The following is an 18,884-nucleotide window of genomic DNA, read 5'->3' as shown; positions in this document are numbered from 1 at the left end:
CCGGTTTTCTTTTTTGGCGGTAAAGGTTACGTCATACGGGATCGGCGTTTAGTGCGGTTAATAAATGATGATGCGGTCATGTTCCTTTTTAAAGCGGAAACCGAGCGTTCCGGAAAGCAGGGAAACAGCTTCGTGGCACGACTGGTCCCTGATCCGGATCGTAACCGTTTCCTGTTTCCATTTGGCGTGGGTAATTACGATGGGCACATTGTACCAGGCAGACAGGGATTGCACTACTTCGGAAAGAGGCGCCTGTTTGAACACCATGCCGTTGTTCCACCATTCGCAGAGCAATGCGGCGTTCACATCGTCTATCGTAAAATCGTTGTGTTGCGTATGAAGGCGCAGGCGTTTGCCGGGCGTGAGCTCTGCCAGCGGGCGGGCGTCGTAATGCACACCTACTTTACCGGTGCGCACGGTTACGGAAGCCAGCAGACTGTCGGCCGCCGTTATCTCAAAGGAGGTGCCCAGCACGCGGGTCACCATCTTCCCCGCCGATACTTCAAACGGGCGGGCAGGGTCCGGTTTCACCTCAAAGAAAACCCGGCCCGAGAGGGCGATGCGGCGGTCTTTGTCATTATAGTCTTCCGGCAGGGTGATCGTGGCGCCCGGGAACAGATACACCACGCTGCTATCGGGCAGGGTCACTTTTTTATGGGAGCCGGGCAGGGCCGTGATGGTTTGGGGATGGGAGGACGGGGAGCGCTGGACGGAAGCGTTCAGCCAGAAGGCGCAGGCGACCAGCACGGCAATGGCGGCGGCATAGGCCAGCCAATTGCGGTAAATGGGGATTGACCTGGAGGGCGAGGGTTTCCAGTCTGTGCGATCTGTAAAGGACTGCCACAGCCTGGTTTCGACTGCCTGCCGGTGCTCGGGTTCGAGGGATGAGTGGTCTTCCGGCCGCTCCTGCAGCCATTGCCGGACCCAGTCTTTTTCCTTGTCCGTAGCGGTGCCGTCGAGGTACCGTTGGATGATGTCTCCCAGTTGTTCGATGTTCATATGAAGGGGGACTTTTCCGTCCTTACCTATATGCGTGGGAAACGGGGCATTTCAACTATCCGCGAATGTTACCAAATCATTACCAAAGTTCGTGCGCTCAGAGATGCTGGATGAAGATGGCAGTGAGCATGGCTTCTCTCAGATGTTTGCGCAGCTTGTGATAGCTGGCGTTGAGCTGGTTGCGGACGGTTTGTTCAGAGATGTCGAGGAGACGGGAGATTTCTTTGACGGAGAGGTCTTTTTCCTGGCGGAGGCGGTAAACCTGTTGCATTTTCCCGGGAAGGCGCGCAACTTCCGCTTCCACGATGGCCTGGAGCTCTTTCAGTTGTACGGGGTCGAGGAAGCTGACGAACCCGGGGAGGATGGTTTTCTCCAGTTCCTGTTTGCGGCCGGCTGTTTTGCTGGCTTTGGACACATTGGCCAGCACCTCGTATTGCACGGCGGCGTGGAGATAGGCGGCGAGGGAGGTTTCGATGGAGATAGTGGCCCGGCGCGACCAGAGGTTGATCATGACGTCCTGCACAACATCCTGCGCGTCTGTCTCGGATTTGAGGCGGTTGAGGGCGTAGACGTAGAGTTTTTCCCAGTACCGCTCAAACAGGGATTTGAAGGCGAGGCCGTCGTCCTGTTGGACCTGTAGCCAGAGATCGGAGTCGGTATGTTCGCTGGAACGCATGGTTTTGCTTACGGGGTGTAAATGTAGGGGGATTATCGGGAGTTCGACGTTATGGTTTCTTTAAGTCTTGCCGGGTCAGGCAATCATGCCGTAATATGGTCAGCCTAATCCGGATCTACCTGGGCATGCCGGCCGCCGAATTTCGAAATGTTACAGCTCACCCGGCACGCTATGTTAAATTATCTGGTTGTTAAAAAAATATCAAACTATGATAATCCTAAGGGGAAAACATCGGAGCCGGAACGCAATTTTTGCGTATTGGATGATTCCAGGAAACTTAAGCGGGGTACGCCGGAAAAACGACACGGGGTGAACCGGTGGCCGGCACCGAATCGGCGCTGTGTAAAATAACATCAGGCGTTTTGCCGGTGCGTTTCTTTCCCGCGCTTGTCAGCCTGTTTTGATTCGCAAAGAAAGCATCTGTTTTTGCTAAGATGTTGTGAAGTGTTGTAGAAGAGACTATTTAATTTTACGTTGTTGTATACCTGACGAAACGAATTGTTTGAATTGGCCAAAGAGTGTGTTGCTTCAAAGAATATATACTGTATAGCTGACAGTAACGATGACTATGGAAGATTGTATGTAAAGTCTACAGTGATTGATAATACCAGGAATACACCCCATGGAGGCGTTTTTTGCCGGATATCCGTCCCCGTAAAGAAGGATGTGTGGTAATGGCCGTATCGTCTCCTTTGCAAAAGTGGTGAGTTACCCTTGTTTTCGAAGGCAATGAAAATGAATTTATAAGTTTTTTTAAAGCGCGTCTGATCAATTGTAAAGTAAACTAACGAAATGGCCGGAAAACGACCAGTTCCGGCTCTCCCGTACACTTTCTTTTCATGAATTTAACCGGAGGTAATTGTTGACGACCGTCGCTGCGAGGGGCGCTATATGCTGATTGCTGCCTGTAACGACGGCCGAAATTTCACGTTTATTAAATATCGCTTATGTTTCAATCCGTACGTATCATTCTTACGTGCCTGTTATTGCTATGTCTTCACAGGCCGTCCCACAGTCAGGGCGCCCGGCCGTCCCGGGTGCCGGCGGCCGCGGACAGTACCCGTCCGATGTTGTTGTCAGATACGTTGTTTCACCTGCGCTCTGCTACCGTTGTCGTCAAGCCGGCTGTAAAAAATGCGGAGCGGTGGCTCAATGCGCCCTTTGCTTCATTGTCTCAATTACTGAAAGGAAATATTGCGGGTCTGTATGTTCAGGAGCATTCGGGTGAGTCGGGCGTAGAATTGAATATGCTGATCAGAGGAGCCGCCATACCGTACACGCATCGCAAAGACATGTACGAAACACAGCCGCTGATTGTACTGGACGGTGTACCGCTGGTTGCTCCGCATCCTTTTGTTTATGATATCCAGCAGTATGGTTTTACCAGGCTCGGCGCTGCATTCGATTTCATAAACCGGCTGGATGTGAACGATATTGCATCCGTCAGGGTGATCAAAGATGTGGCGGAAGGCGCCGCATATGGCCCCCGCGCGGTAAACGGGGTGATAGAGGTCAATACGAAACAGGCCACTGCAAAACGGAACTACATCGCGTTCAATAGCTGGTTCGGATTTGTTCAGCGGCCTAATGTGACGACTACGAACGCCGCTTCTGAAAACAGTTTCAGAAAACCATTCTACGACCGGTACGCGACCGGCGCGGATTTCAGAAGATATCCCTCATTCCTCCGCGATTCCACCAATCCGGCCTATTATGGCCCGGCCAACTGGACCGACCTGTACTATCGCAATGCGGCCGTCAGAGGTACCAATATCAGCATCAGCGGCGGATACCCGCGCGCCAATTTCCGCCTCAGCATCGGTAACCAGCATAGCGCAAACCCGGCGGACAAAACAGACATGGACAGGTATACGGCCAGTTTTTCGATCAATATGATGCCGCTGAAATGGCTGACGATATCGACCATGCTGAATGGAGCGCGGCTGGAGCGCGACAGGAATACTTATTTGCGCGACAGGTTTGCGGAGATGCGCTACCTGCCGGATCTCATGAACCCTCTGCCGCCCAATAAAGACAGGTATGCCCGTTACCTGGGGGAGCTGGAGAAATCCTACGATGATAACAAAGCAAATGCGCTGGCCGGCTTTTTCAGGCTGAAAGCAGACGTTGGAAAAGGACTTCATCTGACTTCGCAGCTTTCTTTTGATTACACGGAGGATATGCGGGATGTATTTTATCCCGGTACGCTGCTGGAAGGCAACAACTACGCATCCAACTATATCGGGTATAACCAGCGCATCATTTTCGATAACGCGATGCATTTTACAACTTCGTGGAAGCGCCGGCATACGCTGAAATTCGATGCGGGCCAGTCGTTGCACATGGATTTCTACAAATACGATTATATCTACGCCTATAAGGGCCCTAACGACCGGATCAAGATCAACCAGATAGATAATAATACGATGAACCCGAAGTCGTATTTGTACCAGCTGATTTACAAGTTTCTCGACAAGGAACGGCTCAGATTGTCGTCGCTGTATGGCCGTGTGAGCTACCAGTTCCTGCGGCAACTGGAGGTTTCGCTGCTGGTGCGGACGGATGCCTCGTCTAACATGCAGCCCACGGCGCGGTGGTTCGTTTCGCCAACGGCCAGCGTAAAGTGGGATATGAAGCCTACCGTGCTGGAGTCGCTGGAGGGGATCGATTATGCCATCCTGTTTGCCGGTTGGGGGCGTGTGGGCAGGCTGCTGACTACCGACCGCTTTGCACAAGGGCCGCAGTATACGGTAGACATGAGCTGGACGGGCGAACCGGTGATCAGCTCCTACGGAGGTATTTCAGGTCTTATGCGCCCCTATACCTATGGATATGTCGGCAATGGCATTAACTGGCCCTATTGCGACCAGTTCAACGCAGGGCTCGATGTTTCCCTCGCGGAAGGCAGGCTGTCGCTGAACGTTGCCCTGTACAGCAAAACAGACAGGAATTTGCTCATCGGTGTACCGGCCTATTCCGATTACGGCTATACCAGCGCGTTCAAGAACGGGATGGATGTAAGGAATACAGGGGTAGACGTTGCATTGGCCATCCGGCCGCTGAAGCCGGGCGGGAAAATCGGCTGGATCGCATCGCTGGCCGCAGGATACAATCGCAACAAACTGCTGGCCCTGCCGGGCGGGCTGCGCCAGCTCACCATCGGCGAACGTCACCTGGAGGTAGGCAAAGCCTTCGATCAATTCTGGGTACTGGAGAACGACGGCATTTACAACGGCGATAACGAAGTACCGGTAAACCCGGCTACCAGAATGCCCCTCCATTACAAGGGGATAACGCTGGCGAAGGGAGACCCCAGGTGGAAAGACAGGAACGGCGATTTTGCGATCAACGATGAAGACAAAGTGCTGACCGGTCATTACCTGCCGGCTGTGACCGGCAGCCTTGGCCACGATTTTACCTACGGCTGCTTCAACGTCGGCTTTTCCCTGTACGCCGCGTTCGGCCGTACCATCCTCCACCAGGCCATGGCCAGCCGGTTCGACTTCATTAACAAGGAAAGCACGCTGAACATGGATGCCGTCAAAGAGATCACCTACTGGACCAAAACCGGGGATTACTCGAAGTACCCGGTTTACAATCCCTGGAGCAACGTTGTGCCTTACCGGACCGACCAGGATCTGTTCCTTGAAAACGGTTCCTTCGTCAAACTCCGCCATGTAATGATCGGATATGACTTTACCGGCGCGGACTGGTGGAAGCGCCGGAAGTGGACCGGAGTTAAAAAACTGTACCTGTACGGCAACGCGGCCAACCTGCTGACGTTCACGCCATATTCCGGCAGGGATCCGGAGCTGACCGACTTCAGAGGGTACGACATGGGGTATGGACTGCCAATCCCCAAAACATACTCACTCGGTGTTAAACTGGAGCTGTAATAGCGATTGTAATAAAATTCAATCAAAGCAATAAATAATCATTCCTATGAGGATACGCAGGATGATGTTGATAAAGGGGATACTGATCCTATGTTTGACAATCGGTTGCAACAAGCAGCTGGATATCGACTCCACCAAAACGGTGGGCGACAAAAATTTCTGGCAGTCTTATAAAGATACCCGCGCGGCGTTGTTAGGCATTTATGGCTTAATGAGAGCCGCGCTGTCGGACAACGGATGTTTCTGGATGTACGGAGAACTCCGGAACGGTGACTTCACCGCCGTTCAGCGGCCCGACCTCGATGCCGTCATCAAGGGGAAACTCAATGCGGCTTTTCCGCTTTTTGAAGGGTTGACCAACTGGCGGCGGTTTTACGCGGTGATTAACGCGGCTAATATTTTCCTGGAGCGGGTGGGCGACGTGAAGCAGCTTGATCCCAAGTATTCAGACCAGAACATGCGCGTGGATATTGCCCAAATCAGGTTCCTGCGGGCTTTTTCCTATTTCTGGCTCACTACCGTGTGGGGCGACGTGCCTTTCGTACTGAATTCGCACGACGGTTCGTTCGAAAACAAACCGCAGGAAGACAAGGAAAAGATCCTGGCGTTTGTTGAAAGCGAAATGCTGGCCGCCGCTGCGGATCTGCCTTTCAACTATAGTTCCAACGATCCGCAGCAGCTGGGCGACTACTATAACGAGCCATCGTCCAGATGGCTGAGCGTGCTGGCCAGAAAGCTGTCGGTTTACGGTGTGCTCGCCCATGTTGCAGCGTGGAGGGGCGACTACCGCAGCGTTTATGCTTACAGCAAGTTCGTACTGGACAACAAAGATAGAAGCGGCATGTACTACGAGCCGGATACGTACTGGATTTCCGCCCCCAACGGCATGTTCCAGGGGCACAAAACGAACCAGCTGTATGGGCTCAACTTTGAATTCGACAACCAGGAGGGCACTTTCAGCGGGCATTTCGAGGAGTTTACACTGGCGGAGCCGCTTGTCAGGAAGTCGCTGCCGGATATTTACGTGACGAGGGATTCCATTACTTCCATTTTTTCAACGCCGCTCGATACCCGTTTTTCGCTGGATCCGGTTACGGGTAAACCGAAGTATCCCGACAGGTGGTTTGCCAACTTCGACAGCGACATCCCCATTTTCTGCAAAATAAAGGTCATACAGAAGGATGGCTCGGATCCCTCGTTCAGATTATATTCCAGCTGCCTTATCTACACCCGGCTGGAAGAAATGGCGCTGCTCAACGCCGAGGCGCTGGCGGTAATCGGCAACCGCACCGACGCGATCAATTCCCTGAACAGTGTAAGGAACCTGCGCAAAGTACCCCTCTTTACGGATAATGGGAGTGAAGACCTGCTGGACGCCATTTTCCTGGAAAGACGGAAAGAGATGATGGGAGAAGGCCACCGGTGGTTCGACCTGGTACGGTATCACAAGATCAAGCGGAACAATCCCGGCTTTATGAAACTGATCAGCGAAGGTGGTATTTATTGGCCGGTATCTTCGGTGGTACTCCGCCAGAATCCACGCCTGAAACAAAATCCTTACTGGAATTAAATACATGGAACAATGGTGATGTTAAAGCAATTATATTTTTGGGTATTTGCAACGGCCATATTCATATTCGCCTGCGGAAAAGACGATGGAGATTACACATCCGTGAATGCGCAGCAGGTGTACCCGGGAAGCACGTATGAATACCTGAAAAGCAATACGGGCAGGTTCGATTCGCTCTTGTTGCTGGTGGATCGTTTAAAGTTGACGGATACGCTCAAAACCGGGCAATACACGCTTTTTGCGCCTACCAACGCCAGCTTCAGATTTGTACTGGAAAACCTGAACGCCGTCAGGAAAGCAAAAAACCTGCCCCCCGTTTACCTCCGGCAGGCGGATTCCGCTCAGCTAGATACCATGCTGACGCGGTACGTCCTGGCTAAGGCGTATAACACGGAAGACATGAACTATGCCGACGGTATTGAGTTCACGACGGTAAGATATCAATATGTCATGAACGGCCGCCGGAGAACCACCAATGCGGAGGGTTTTGTGGGCGGCGGGCCTTCCTACGCCGAATACAGCGACACAAAAGGATCAAAATATAACCGCGATTGGGTAATTACCTCCACGCAGTCCGTCAATCTGGTCACCACTACGGGGATAGTGCATGTGCTGAGAGACGATCATGCGTTCGGGTTTGAAGAGTTTATTCCACGTTTAAACAAATAAGATATGCCAGGCAACAGACTATTTTATGGCTTTTTACTCGCGGTAGCGGTACTGGCGGGACCGGCGTGCAAAAAGTACCTGCCGGACGACCTGGACTACCTCAGCGAGAAGGCGGTGTTCACCACTACGTTATACCAGCCGGTGCTGGGCCGCACCACTTTCTATTCGAATGTCTTCAACGCAGGTCAGTCGTCTCTTCCGTTGAATTTTAAAATTGTGAATATGCGTACGCGCGCCGGCAACGCGGTTGACCTTGCCGATAGCAGCGTGGAGGTGCTGGTGTGGAAGAAGGGATATACCGGCCTTGAAAAGACGCTGGAGGAAATTACGCAGAAGAGAAAGCCGGAGAAACACCCGCTATGGGAAATCCGGCCGCATTCCGGCGAGTTCGTGATATGGGCGGAGGCTACCAACCAGCAAATGGTGTCGCAGCCGGATTCGGGGTATTTTTTTGACGTGGACGTCAGTAACTCGGGCGGCCGGAGGGTGTTCAAAAACCTCATACTGAAACCGCTTTCACAACGCGCATACGAACCGAACCAGTTCGATCCGGTGACCGGCCAGGTAAAAAAGGACAACAACGGGAATATACTTCATATCAATCCTACGGTGAACAATATTACCGGGGATTTGACAGGCAAAGCGCTCACCGCAGACCAGGTGAGGGTTTATTTCAGGAAAAAAGGAGAAGGCAACAGCCTGTCATTCCAGTTCCTCGATAAGGATTCACTTCCCATAGATCCGGCGAAGTTCAACAGAACAGTGCTGGATTCCGTCGTGCACGGCTTTAATGTCAAAAAAACGGCCACTTCGCTGGCGTTTGATGTTGCCTATCCAATTCCGTTGATCAGGTTGAAAACGCGCTACACGAATAACGACGGTTCCCAGGCGGCAGTGGCGTTTACCTACGACCGGCTGGGGCTGGGAGGGATAAGGTCCACCTCGTCGCTGTCGTTCAACTTCAGAATTTTCGAAAAAGGGGATTGGGAGATTGTTTTCCACTTCTATAAAGACAATCCCCGTTTCAGGGACGAGTGACCGCAGCCGTGTATCCATTTCATTTTCTTAAAACCTAAAGATTTCCGCAGATGAAATATATCTACACACGATTGGCGCTGGTTGGCTGTTTGTTGACGGTTTGGCAATGCCTCGCCGCGCAGAACAGGGTGCCGATCAAGGGCGTTGTCCGGGAAGCAGGCTCCGACGAGCGATTGATAGGCGTGAGTATCTTAGGGGGCAATCCCCTGAAAGCGCTGGGTGTAACCGACAACAACGGGGCGTTCACCGTATACGCGGACCCCAATGCACTGATGGTGTTCCGCTATGTGGGATATGCCGATTATAAATTCAAGCCCGGTGTTAAACGGGAGCTCGTGGTGCGTTTGAGCACGAGCGAAAACAAACTGAATGAAGCCCTGATAGTCGGGTACCAGAAGAAGACACGCGAAACCGTGGTGGGCTCGGCGGTCAAGATAAGTGGAAAGGAGTTGCAGGACATTCCGGTGTCGAACGTTGAGCAGCTGCTACAGGGCAAGGTGGCAGGCCTTAACATCCAGAACAACACCGGCGCGCCGGGCGCCCGTGGCTTCATGCAGTTGCGCGGTATCTCGTCGATCGGGATCACCGGCGGAGGCGACGATGCTTTTCTTACCCCTACTTCGCCCCTGTACGTGATAGACGGTGTGCCGGTTTCCCCGGACGTTGGCTTCGAATACGGCTTCCAAACGGCGGGCCCGGGCGTCAGCCCCACTTCAATGATCCCGCCTGAAGATATTGAAAGCCTGGAGGTGTTGAAAGACGGCCAGGCAACATCACTGTATGGTTCCCGCGGCGCATACGGGGTGATCATCATTACCACGAAACGCGGTAACTCGCCGGTCCCCGTTGTAAGGTATACGGGCAATTTCTTCCTGAATACACCCCCTAAACTGCGGCCCACCATCGGGGGAAAAGAGGAGCGTGATTTCAGGCTGTCCGAAATATTCAGATACGGGTCGATGCAGGATATCTACAATATTTCCTACACCCCGCTGCTGGCCGATAGTTTGAACCCGTTCTACAATAACAGCACGGACTGGCAGGGTATCTTCTATCGTAAAACATTCAACCAGACGCATAACGTAGGTATCAGCGGTGGGGATCCCAAATTCAACTACAAGGTGAACCTGGGCTATTATAACGAGTCGGGAGTGATCAAGAATACCGGTTTCACCAGGTATTCGCTGAACACGAATATGGAATACAAGCCGAGCAAGAAGTTGCGGGTGTTCGCGGCCATCTCGTCTTCGGTTGGCTTAAAGAACAAAGGATCGGGAACAGGGCTTTTGCAGAAGGGCGTGGCAACGGACGGCAAGTCGTCTTCGCTGCTGCCGCCGCCAAGCTTTTTCCTGAGCACCAACAGCGCCCTGTCGTCGCTGAATACCAGGAACGATAACAAAAGCGGCAGCTACCGCATCAACCTGGATGTGAATTATGAGCTGTTCAGCGGAGCCTCTGTGTCGTCGAGCCTGGCCTATAGTTATTCCACCAACACGGAGGGAAGCTATATCCCTTCGGCGGCCAATAAAGACTTTTCGGAAGTGTACGGGTATAACGACCGGGGAGCCTCCCTTTTTAACAGGAATGCGCTTTCCTTTTACAGGAAAGTGGCCAGCGATCATAGTTTCGGTCTCTCCTTTTCCAACGAGCTGCACGCAGGCGCGTCCCAGTCGGCCGTTATCCGGCAGAAGAAAACGCCGAGCGACCAGTTCCAGGGGCCTTTGGGCGCAGACGGGCTTTCGTCGAGAGCCGGCCTGATCGGTTATAACAGGAACACGGGCGTTTCCTTTTCTGGAAACTTCACCTACGATTACAAAAAGAAATACATTTTCGATGCAAGCTACCGGATGGACGCTTCATCGGCCAGCGGTATCGCCAACAGGTATGCCCGCAACCCGGCGGCCGGCTTCCGGTGGAACTTCAATAAGGAGAACCTGCTCAAGGATCTTTCCTGGCTCTCCTATGGATCCATCCGTATGTCGTGGGGCCGTAACATTGTACCCAATGGCGATATTTACTCGGCAACGGGGCTGTATGAGTTACGTAAAACTTATAACAACGTTCCACGGATAGGGATCGGTTTCGGAAAACTGCCGAACCCGGCCCTGCGTCCCACCACCACTACACAATACAACTTCGGTTTCGAGGCAGGTTTCTTCGACAGCCATGTAGAGCTTTCGTATGATGCGTATTACAAACAGGTGGACTTTCTCACCAGGGGCAAGGCCATGCCGGATATCGTCGGGTTCGACGAAATAACGAGCAACGAGGTGGGGCTGGTCAATTACGGTCACGAGTTGAGCATTACGCTCCGCCCTCTGCCCAAAAACAGTGCGCTGCAATGGACCTTCTCCATCAACGGCGCGCTGAACAAAGACGTGTTGACGCGTTTGCCGGGTAACGAACGCCAGTTCCTGACAGGCGGTAATATTTACCTGCGGGTAGGGCGTAACACGTTCAGCAATTACCTGTATAAAAATACGGGGGTGTATGCGACCGACGACGACGTGCCGCTCGACCCGGCCACGGGTATTTACCTGCGCACACCGGAAGGCGTTCCTTTCCGTGCCGGCGATGCCAGGTTCCTCGACCTGGACGGGAACTATGTGATTACAGACAATGACCGTGTAATTATGGGTAACAGCATGCCCCTGATCACGGGCGGTTTCAGCACCTCTTTCCGGTATAAGAACTATTCCCTGAATGTGAATGGTTCCTATACCCTCATCAGGGACGTGATCAACAGTGCCCTGGTGGAGCGCATGAACTTCCTGCAGGATCCGCACAAACCGAATTCCATCACGGTGCTGCCGCCGGGCGTTACCTACTGGCAAAAGCCGGGCGATAACGCTGAATTCGCGAATGTATACGACTATAAACGCGCGCCGGTGACCAAACCTTACAGGGACAACCAGAGCCTGTTCCAGGAAACGGGAAGCTATTACAAGCTGAACACGGCTTCATTTTCCTACACCCTGAACAAGCAGTTCGTAAGGCGCGCAGGGCTCAATTCCGTACGGTTCTACGGCTCGGTGAACAACCTGTTTACCTGGTCGAAGTACCGGGGCCCGAGCGCGGAAAACGTGACGGACCTGGGCCGCGACCGCTCAGACGGTTATCCGTCACCGCATACGTATAACCTGGGCCTGAATGTAGATTTTTAACGCAGAGGCACTCAATGTGAAATATATGAAACTGAAAATTGCAGCATTGATATTGATCGCGGGAACGTTTTGCAGCGCCGGCTGCAGGAAATTCCTGCTGGTGGAGCCGGTCGACAAATTATCCGGTAACGCTTTCTGGAAAAAGCCGGCGGACGTGGAGGCTTACGTCAGCGATATGTACGGCCAGTTCAGGGATAAACTGTCGAGCACTTCGTTTATCGCAGCGTCGGGCGAACTGCGTTCCGGCCAGGTAAGGATGTCGCCTGAAACGGACGATCCCGTACGACGGGCCTATATCGACGTAGCCGGGCAAAACGACCTGCTGGGCCTGATAGCGCCGAACGCGAAGTGGAACACCACCAATTTCAATTTCCCTTCCATGACGAAGTGGAAGGAGTTTTACCGTGTTATCCAGTCGGCCAATATCATGGAAGAAGAGCTGGCGAAACGGACCATCCCGGAACTTTCAACAGGGGACCTTAACCGGTATACGGCCGAAGCCGTGTTTATCCGGTGCATGACCTATCTGTTTCTCGTCAGGTTGTATGGCGACGTGCCGTATTATACCGAGGCGTATCTCAGCAAGCCGCTGCCAAGGACGAATATGGTGACCGTCATCGATAACTGCATTGCGGACCTGGAAAAGCGTGTGAACGATCTTCCCTGGAATTATAAAGATCCCTCCATGAGAGCTGTGAGGGCCACCAAAGGCGGCGCGCTGGCGATGCTGATGTATATGCACATGTGGAACGCCGGATTCGACAAGGGGAAAAAGCAGGAGCATTACGAGAAAACAGTGGCATTGGGGAAGGAACTGATGCAAAGCGGGACCTATAAGCTGCTGCCGATCGAGGAGTTTCACAACATTTTCAAGGGAAGGAGCCAAGAAGGGTTGCTGGAGATTGCCCAGAACTACAACTATGGCGAAACCTTGTCGCTGTACGCGTCCTTTTCGGATATGTTGCTGCATGTGCCTTACAAGTCGGGGCACACCTTCAGCATGGGCTTTTTCCGTGCTTCGTTTCTGCGGATGCTGTACCCGGAGGGGGAACAGGATATGCGGCGGCTCTTGTGGTTCGACCAGTATATGCTGGCAGACAACGGCCGGTTTATGTTCCTCAAGTTCACCAACGTTTATGCCCACGCCGGAGAAGGTGGTAACCCGGACGATAATGTCATCATTTTCAGGTATGCCGGCGTCATTCTGCTGACGGCGGAAGCCATGGCGGAAACCGGCCGTACAGACGAGGCCGTTGCCCTGCTGAATATAATCCGCGACCGGGCCGGCGCGCCCAGGTATATCGCAACGGGAGTGGACAACCTGCGGCAGGCGATTTATATAGAGCAGGCCAAGGAGCTCATGGGAGAAGGGGTCTATTATTTCGACCTCGTCAGAACGGGCAGGGTGATGGACCAGAAATGGTGCTACTACCCGCTCTCCGCCGATCAGTTCGAACGCGGGGGCTGGACGTGGCCGCTGTCGCCCAGCGTGATGGACAACAATCCCCTGATGACATTGAATAATTACTGGACAAACTGATTTTATGAAGAAGTTTTCATTCCCCGGATTTTTCCCCGGCTTCCTACTGGCGGCAATCGTCCTGGTGTCGTGCAAGAAAGACGATTATTACAAGGATACCGGTATCACATCGCCCGTATACAAGGGAACGGTGATGGATTACCTGCACGAAAAGCCGCTGTTTTTCGACACGATCGAGGCCATCATTAAAATAGCCGGGCTCGACGAGGCGCTGAAGAAAGACTCCCTTACATTGTTTGCGCCTACCGACCGGAGCGTGACGAGCCTGCTCACGGCATTCAACAACCGGTTGTACAAGCTGGGGAAGGATACCATCAAGACACTGGAGGAGGTACCCGCCGTGGTGTGGAGAAAATACATGTCGATGTATATTTTCAAAGGGATTAACCTGCTGAAGGACTATCCGCAGATAGATTTCGACCTGCTGCAGGTATACGGCGGGCAAATTTATCTTTCCATCAACAACACGCCGATGAACATCGGCGTTACCTACGCCACATCCGGCGGCGTCAAGTACGTGGGCTACCGGCAGCTGAACCTCTCGTACCTGCGCGAGCCGGGCAGCCTGAGCAGGTATAATTTTTTCAATGTGGCGGTGGCATCCTGCAATATTCAGCCTTACCATGCCGCCGTGCATGTGCTGAGGGATTCGGACGGGTATTTCGCTTTTGATCCCGATGGTTTTTTGAATGACTTCCTGGCATACAAGCCGTAAATATATTAACGGACCTATCTGAAGATTTGATTATGAAGAAACTGCTTGTTTTTATATTGTTCGCTTCGGCGGCCTTCGCATGCCGCCGTGACGAGCAGATTTTTGAGAATCCCTATGAGGGAGGGAAACAGCCGCTGGGTATAAAGTTCCTCGACGAGCCGCCCTCCGTTCCGGCGGGAGAGCCCGGTGCCATGGTGAGTTTTAAGGTAAAGGGCCTGTTGCCCTACAAGAGCCGGCTGGTATTTTCCTTCAACGGGCAGCCGGCGGAGGTGACGGAACTGGATAGTACGCACGTCAGCGTTAAAGTTCCGGAACTCGCCAGCACGGGCAATGTGCAGATCGTGGTGGACGACCAGGCTTTTTACGGGCCGGTATTCAATGTGCTCGGCAAAATTGAAAACGACATTACTTTCCGGGCAAACGTTGGTACCAACGGGCCCATCAGTAAAATGCCGGAACTGCCGGACGGCCGCTTCCTGCTGATCGGAAATTTTACTAATTATGAGAACAAGGGCGCGGTGACTCCCCTGAACAGGATCATCGTGATCAGCCGGAACGAGGAGCTCGACCGCACGATGCTGTTCGGCAAGGGCGCTTACGGCCCGCTGTCGGATGTAGTGGTGCAGCCCAACGGCAAAATGCTGGTTGCGGGAAATTTCTCCGGCTTCGACCGGCATTTCTGGGGGGTGAAGCGGATGTTCAATGTCTGCCGGCTGAACGCCAACGGTTCTCCGGATACCACCGTGGTTCAGTCATTCACCAAAAAGGACACGGTGCCGGTATGGAAGGGAGGCACCGACGGCTCCATCGCCAGGCTGTTCCAGGATGCCAACGGGCGTACCGTGGCCATCGGTGATTTCAACTACTTTGTTCAAAAACGATACGGCGTGGGAACGGCAGACGGGCTGAAGGACTCGCTGGTAACAGACAGTGTGGAAGTGTCGCAGATGCTGCGGTTTAACAGCGACGGCTCGCTCGATTCAACCTACCACTACGATCTGTTGTTGCATAAAGGGCGCCCGGCCACCAACGGGTACATTTCGGATGCTGTCATGCAGCCGGACGGGAAGCTGATCATCGTTGGCAGGTTCAGCCGGTACGACGACATGCAGGTGTCGAACATCGCCCGCATCAACCCGGATGGCAGCCCCGACCGCACGTTCACGGCTACCGCCGACGATGCCGTCCAGCGGATTACATACAATGCAGTAACAAAGCAGTATGTACTCGCCGGCATTTTTAATAACTATAATAAAACCAGGTTCAATAAGATCGTACTGGTCGATGAAAGCTTCAACCCGGTAGCCGGTTTTGCCACCGGTATGCTGGAGGGCGGCGGCATTAACCAGGCAACACAGCTGAGCAATGGCCTCATTTTCGTTACGGGCTTCTTTTCGAGGTATGATAACGTACAGCGCAACGGGATAATGGTATTGGATGCCAGGGGTAAATTGGCCGCCGGCTACAATGCCATCGGGAAATTCTATGGCTTTTTATCGGGCGTAGTGGAATCGCGGGCATTGAACGGCGATATGCGGATAACGCTGCTGGGCAGTTTCAATTCATTCAACGGCCAGTCTGCCGGGAATTTTACCCGATTGCTGGTAAAGTAGTATTCACCGATAATATTGATAACATCAAATGCGCATGAATCTTAAAACTACCATATCCGGGCTGATTGTACTGCTAACGGCCGCTGCGCTCACTGCTTGCAATAAAGATGCCGCTCCCGCCCGCAACGCGGCGGAAGGAAAGGACACGATCGCCATCGATCCGTTGCCGAAGGTGCTTTATATCATCATCGACGGAGGGCGGGGAGAGTCGGTGAACAAAATAGCCCCGGCAAACCTGATGACCCTGAAGGCCAACGCCATCTATTCGTGGAATTCGCTGACGGATACGCTGGGCGTACAGGCCGCGTCCTGGGCCGGTATGCTGACGGGTGTCGGCGGCAGCAGGCACCAGGTCATCAACAACGATTTTTCAGGGAATAATCTGGCTGCGTTTCCGCCGTTCACAAAGCTGGTGAAGTCCCGCTTACCCGAGTACCCCATTCGTTTTTTCGGCGCGAGCAAATCCCTGCTGAGCAATCTCTCCACGGGATCAGACAAAGCAGTCGCCTTTGAAAATGACGATCCTGCCGTAAAAAATGCGGTGCTGGCAGCGTTGGCGGAAGATACGGCCGGCCTCATTATAGCGCAGTTCGGCAGTGTCAATGCCGCCGGCGCCGCCTACGGGTACGATGCATCCGTTCCGCAATACCGCGATGCCGTAGGCGTGCTGGACGGGTACGTGGGCGAAATGCTGGGCAAGCTGCGGGCGCGAAAGGGGTTTGCAGGCGAAAAATGGCTGGTGGTGGTCACTTCCAGTATGGGCGGTAACTACCCGGTAGACCCGCAGGCGGACGATAACTCGATATTCAGCAAACCATTGTTCAATACTTTCACCATTGTTTATTCCCCCACATTCAAGCCGCTCTTTCTCGACCGCCCGTTCAACGGCACCAAATTTTCCGGCAGCGCCGTACGCCTGTTCGGGAAAGAAAACGCCATCTTTGCTACCGTGCCCGGCGCTATTGAGGAATACAATTTCGGCGATACCACCTCCTTCACGGTGGAGCTCAACATCAAGGTGAACAAGCGTTCGGACGGCTCCTACAACTACACATACCCGTCCGTGTTCAGCAAGCGCGCTACATTTACCAGCGGGGTGCCGGGCTGGCTAATATTCCTTGAGAATAATTTCTGGCAGGTGAATTTCGGACAGGTGGGGAAGGGGAATGTGCAAGCCAAGGGTGCCGTGATCGGCGATGGAAAATGGCACAACATTGCCGTGACCGTGCTTGGGCGGGGCGGCAAACGGTATGTCAGAACCTTTACAGACGGAAAGTTCGGCGAGGAAAAGGAGATCACGGGGCAGGGAAATATCAACAGCCCGGCTCCGCTGACGATGGGGCGCATCCCCGGGTCGGACAATATCCCGGCGGATGTGTATATGGCCGAGGTGAGAATTTTCAAGACGGCCATACCGGACTCGGTTATCGCCAGAGATGCCGGCTCGATCAGGGTTGGCGACGATCATCCCTACCTGGATTACCTGCTGGGTTATTGGCCCGCCACCGACGGCGCCGGATCGGTTTTCAGGGACAAGTCTCCCCTGCGGCGCGATTTTGTGTTGCAGGGATCGCCAACCGGTAAGTATACCTGGGTGCCGTTCTCTACCATCCTCAACCCGCCTGCTGTCAGTAACCTGGAAAGCCTGGTGCCTGCGGGCAAGGATCTGCCATTGTTGCTGCTGACCTGGCTCAATATCACGCCCGAGCCGGGCTGGCAACTGGAGGGCCGCGTGTGGCTCACCGGGCTCACAGGGGTAAAATGAACCCGCCCTCCATGGCAATATAAAACAGTTAGTCCAACAACAATAAAATATCAAGAAATGGGACTAGTCCTGGTCCCATCAAATTTTTACCCGGATAGTATCATTTGTCCGGAAAATGACTGATGGCGGCTGATGTGCTGGCCGGGGACTGCGCCAGAAATATCGTAGCCGGTGAAAATGACGAACGAATAATGAAACATTTATACGAGAATTTTGTGTTCCCAAGCGACCGATCTTTTACCGTCCGGCGGGATACCCTGGAAATGAAGAAGTATGTAACTTTCAAAAGCCACCTGCACTTTGAAATTGCGTTACTGGAGAATTGCCGTGGGAAAAGACTGATTGGCGACCACATCGACGGTTTTGATGCGCCGGAGCTGGTGCTGATGGGCAGTTACCTGCCGCATTGCTGGCAGTATCAACAGGTAAAAGACCCTTCCTGTCTGCCGCAGTGCTACGTGATCCATTTTTTGCCCGGCTTCCTGGGGAAAGAAATGCTGGAAACCCCCGAAGCGAGAAAGCTCAGCGAACTGTTCAGTCTCGCGGCCCGGGGAATACTGTTTCCCGGGGATACGGTTGACAGGGCCAGACCGCTCATACAGCAGTTGTTGCTTGAAGAGGGATTTGGAAGGATTTCCCTATTCATACAGCTGATGGATGTACTGGTGAACTCGAAAACCTACACAGTATTGGCCTCGCCTTACTACAATGCGGCAGAATGGTCCCCCGACAGCCAGAAGATCAGCAAGGTGTTCGACTTTATTTACAGAAATTTCAGGAACGAAATATCGCTGCAGGAGGTGTCGGCAGTTATTCACATGTCTACAACGGGGTTTTGCCGCTTTTTTAAGCAGAATACGAAGAAAACGTTTACCGATGTGCTCAAGGAAGTCAGGATAGGGCATGCCGCCAAGCTGTTGCTCGACGGTACCCATAACGTGTCCGGCGCCTGTTACGAAAGCGGGTATAATAATCTCTCCAATTTCAACAAACACTTCAAGGAAGTAAAAGGCCGCTCCCCGCGGGATTTCCTGAAACAATACGAAATAAACCCGGATAGGGCGCCGGGCGGCACATCTCAGCAATAAATGTCCGGTCCGTATACGGTTCGCATGGAAGCGCCCAATGAAGGAACGCCCGGCCGGGCAGCCAGGTTTTCCCTCCCGCGTACGAACCCGGCTGCTTTTGCCGTTTACGGGAAGTTTTGCCGGGGATGAATTTTTTTCTATTTTGCCGCGG

At 53.2% G+C, this 18,884-nt stretch carries 12 protein-coding genes; 10 read left to right on the top strand and 2 right to left on the bottom strand.

Annotated features, from left to right (window positions below):
- Positions 1–57: 57 nt before the first annotated feature.
- Together EGT74_RS00115 and EGT74_RS00110 are read right to left on the bottom strand one after the other, a co-directional pair.
- Positions 58–999: a FecR family protein gene (locus tag EGT74_RS00115; RefSeq protein ID WP_123844414.1), complete on the bottom strand. Its 942-nt coding sequence runs from the start codon at positions 997–999 to the stop codon at positions 58–60.
- 97 nt (positions 1,000–1,096) lie between these two features.
- Positions 1,097–1,675, bottom strand: coding sequence for an RNA polymerase sigma factor (locus tag EGT74_RS00110; protein ID WP_123844413.1), 579 nt, complete (start codon positions 1,673–1,675; stop codon positions 1,097–1,099).
- A 947-nt stretch (positions 1,676–2,622) separates the two neighbouring features.
- On the opposite strand from EGT74_RS00110, the gene EGT74_RS00105 reads away from it, so the two are divergent.
- The 10 genes from EGT74_RS00105 to EGT74_RS00060 all read left to right on the top strand — a co-directional run bounded on the left by EGT74_RS00105 (position 2,623) and on the right by EGT74_RS00060 (position 18,733).
- Positions 2,623–5,571, top strand: coding sequence for a SusC/RagA family TonB-linked outer membrane protein (locus tag EGT74_RS00105; protein ID WP_123844412.1), 2,949 nt, complete (start codon positions 2,623–2,625; stop codon positions 5,569–5,571).
- A gap of 94 nt (positions 5,572–5,665) precedes the next feature.
- Positions 5,666–7,141, top strand: a complete 1,476-nt coding sequence (locus EGT74_RS00100) for a RagB/SusD family nutrient uptake outer membrane protein (RefSeq protein ID WP_246008086.1) — start codon at positions 5,666–5,668, stop codon at positions 7,139–7,141.
- 18 nt (positions 7,142–7,159) lie between these two features.
- The gene (locus EGT74_RS00095) at positions 7,160–7,810 is read left to right on the top strand and encodes a fasciclin domain-containing protein (protein ID WP_158617933.1); all 651 of its coding nucleotides are present in this window, start codon (positions 7,160–7,162) and stop codon (positions 7,808–7,810) included.
- Between the two features lie 3 nt (positions 7,811–7,813).
- Positions 7,814–8,848 (top strand): DUF5007 domain-containing protein, encoded by a 1,035-nt coding sequence (locus tag EGT74_RS00090; protein WP_123844410.1) that lies wholly within the window; start codon positions 7,814–7,816, stop codon positions 8,846–8,848.
- A 50-nt stretch (positions 8,849–8,898) separates the two neighbouring features.
- Entirely contained in the window at positions 8,899–12,012 is a 3,114-nt protein-coding gene (locus tag EGT74_RS00085) for a SusC/RagA family TonB-linked outer membrane protein (RefSeq protein ID WP_123844409.1), read from the top strand.
- 25 nt (positions 12,013–12,037) lie between these two features.
- Complete coding sequence (locus EGT74_RS00080) at positions 12,038–13,552, top strand: RagB/SusD family nutrient uptake outer membrane protein (protein ID WP_123844408.1); 1,515 nt, start codon at positions 12,038–12,040, stop codon at positions 13,550–13,552.
- A 4-nt stretch (positions 13,553–13,556) separates the two neighbouring features.
- The gene (locus tag EGT74_RS00075) at positions 13,557–14,267 is read left to right on the top strand and encodes a fasciclin domain-containing protein (protein WP_123844407.1); all 711 of its coding nucleotides are present in this window, start codon (positions 13,557–13,559) and stop codon (positions 14,265–14,267) included.
- A gap of 32 nt (positions 14,268–14,299) precedes the next feature.
- Entirely contained in the window at positions 14,300–15,880 is a 1,581-nt protein-coding gene (locus tag EGT74_RS00070; protein ID WP_123844406.1) for a DUF5008 domain-containing protein, read from the top strand.
- Positions 15,881–15,914: 34 nt separating this feature from the next.
- Positions 15,915–17,645, top strand: coding sequence for a LamG-like jellyroll fold domain-containing protein (locus EGT74_RS00065; protein WP_158617932.1), 1,731 nt, complete (start codon positions 15,915–15,917; stop codon positions 17,643–17,645).
- A gap of 263 nt (positions 17,646–17,908) precedes the next feature.
- Entirely contained in the window at positions 17,909–18,733 is an 825-nt protein-coding gene (locus EGT74_RS00060) for an AraC family transcriptional regulator (RefSeq protein WP_158617931.1), read from the top strand.
- Positions 18,734–18,884 lie beyond the last annotated feature (151 nt).

The sequence above is a fragment of the Chitinophaga lutea genome (assembly GCF_003813775.1).
GTDB lineage: Bacteria > Bacteroidota > Bacteroidia > Chitinophagales > Chitinophagaceae > Chitinophaga > Chitinophaga lutea.
This window is presented reverse-complemented; position numbering and strand designations above follow the sequence as displayed.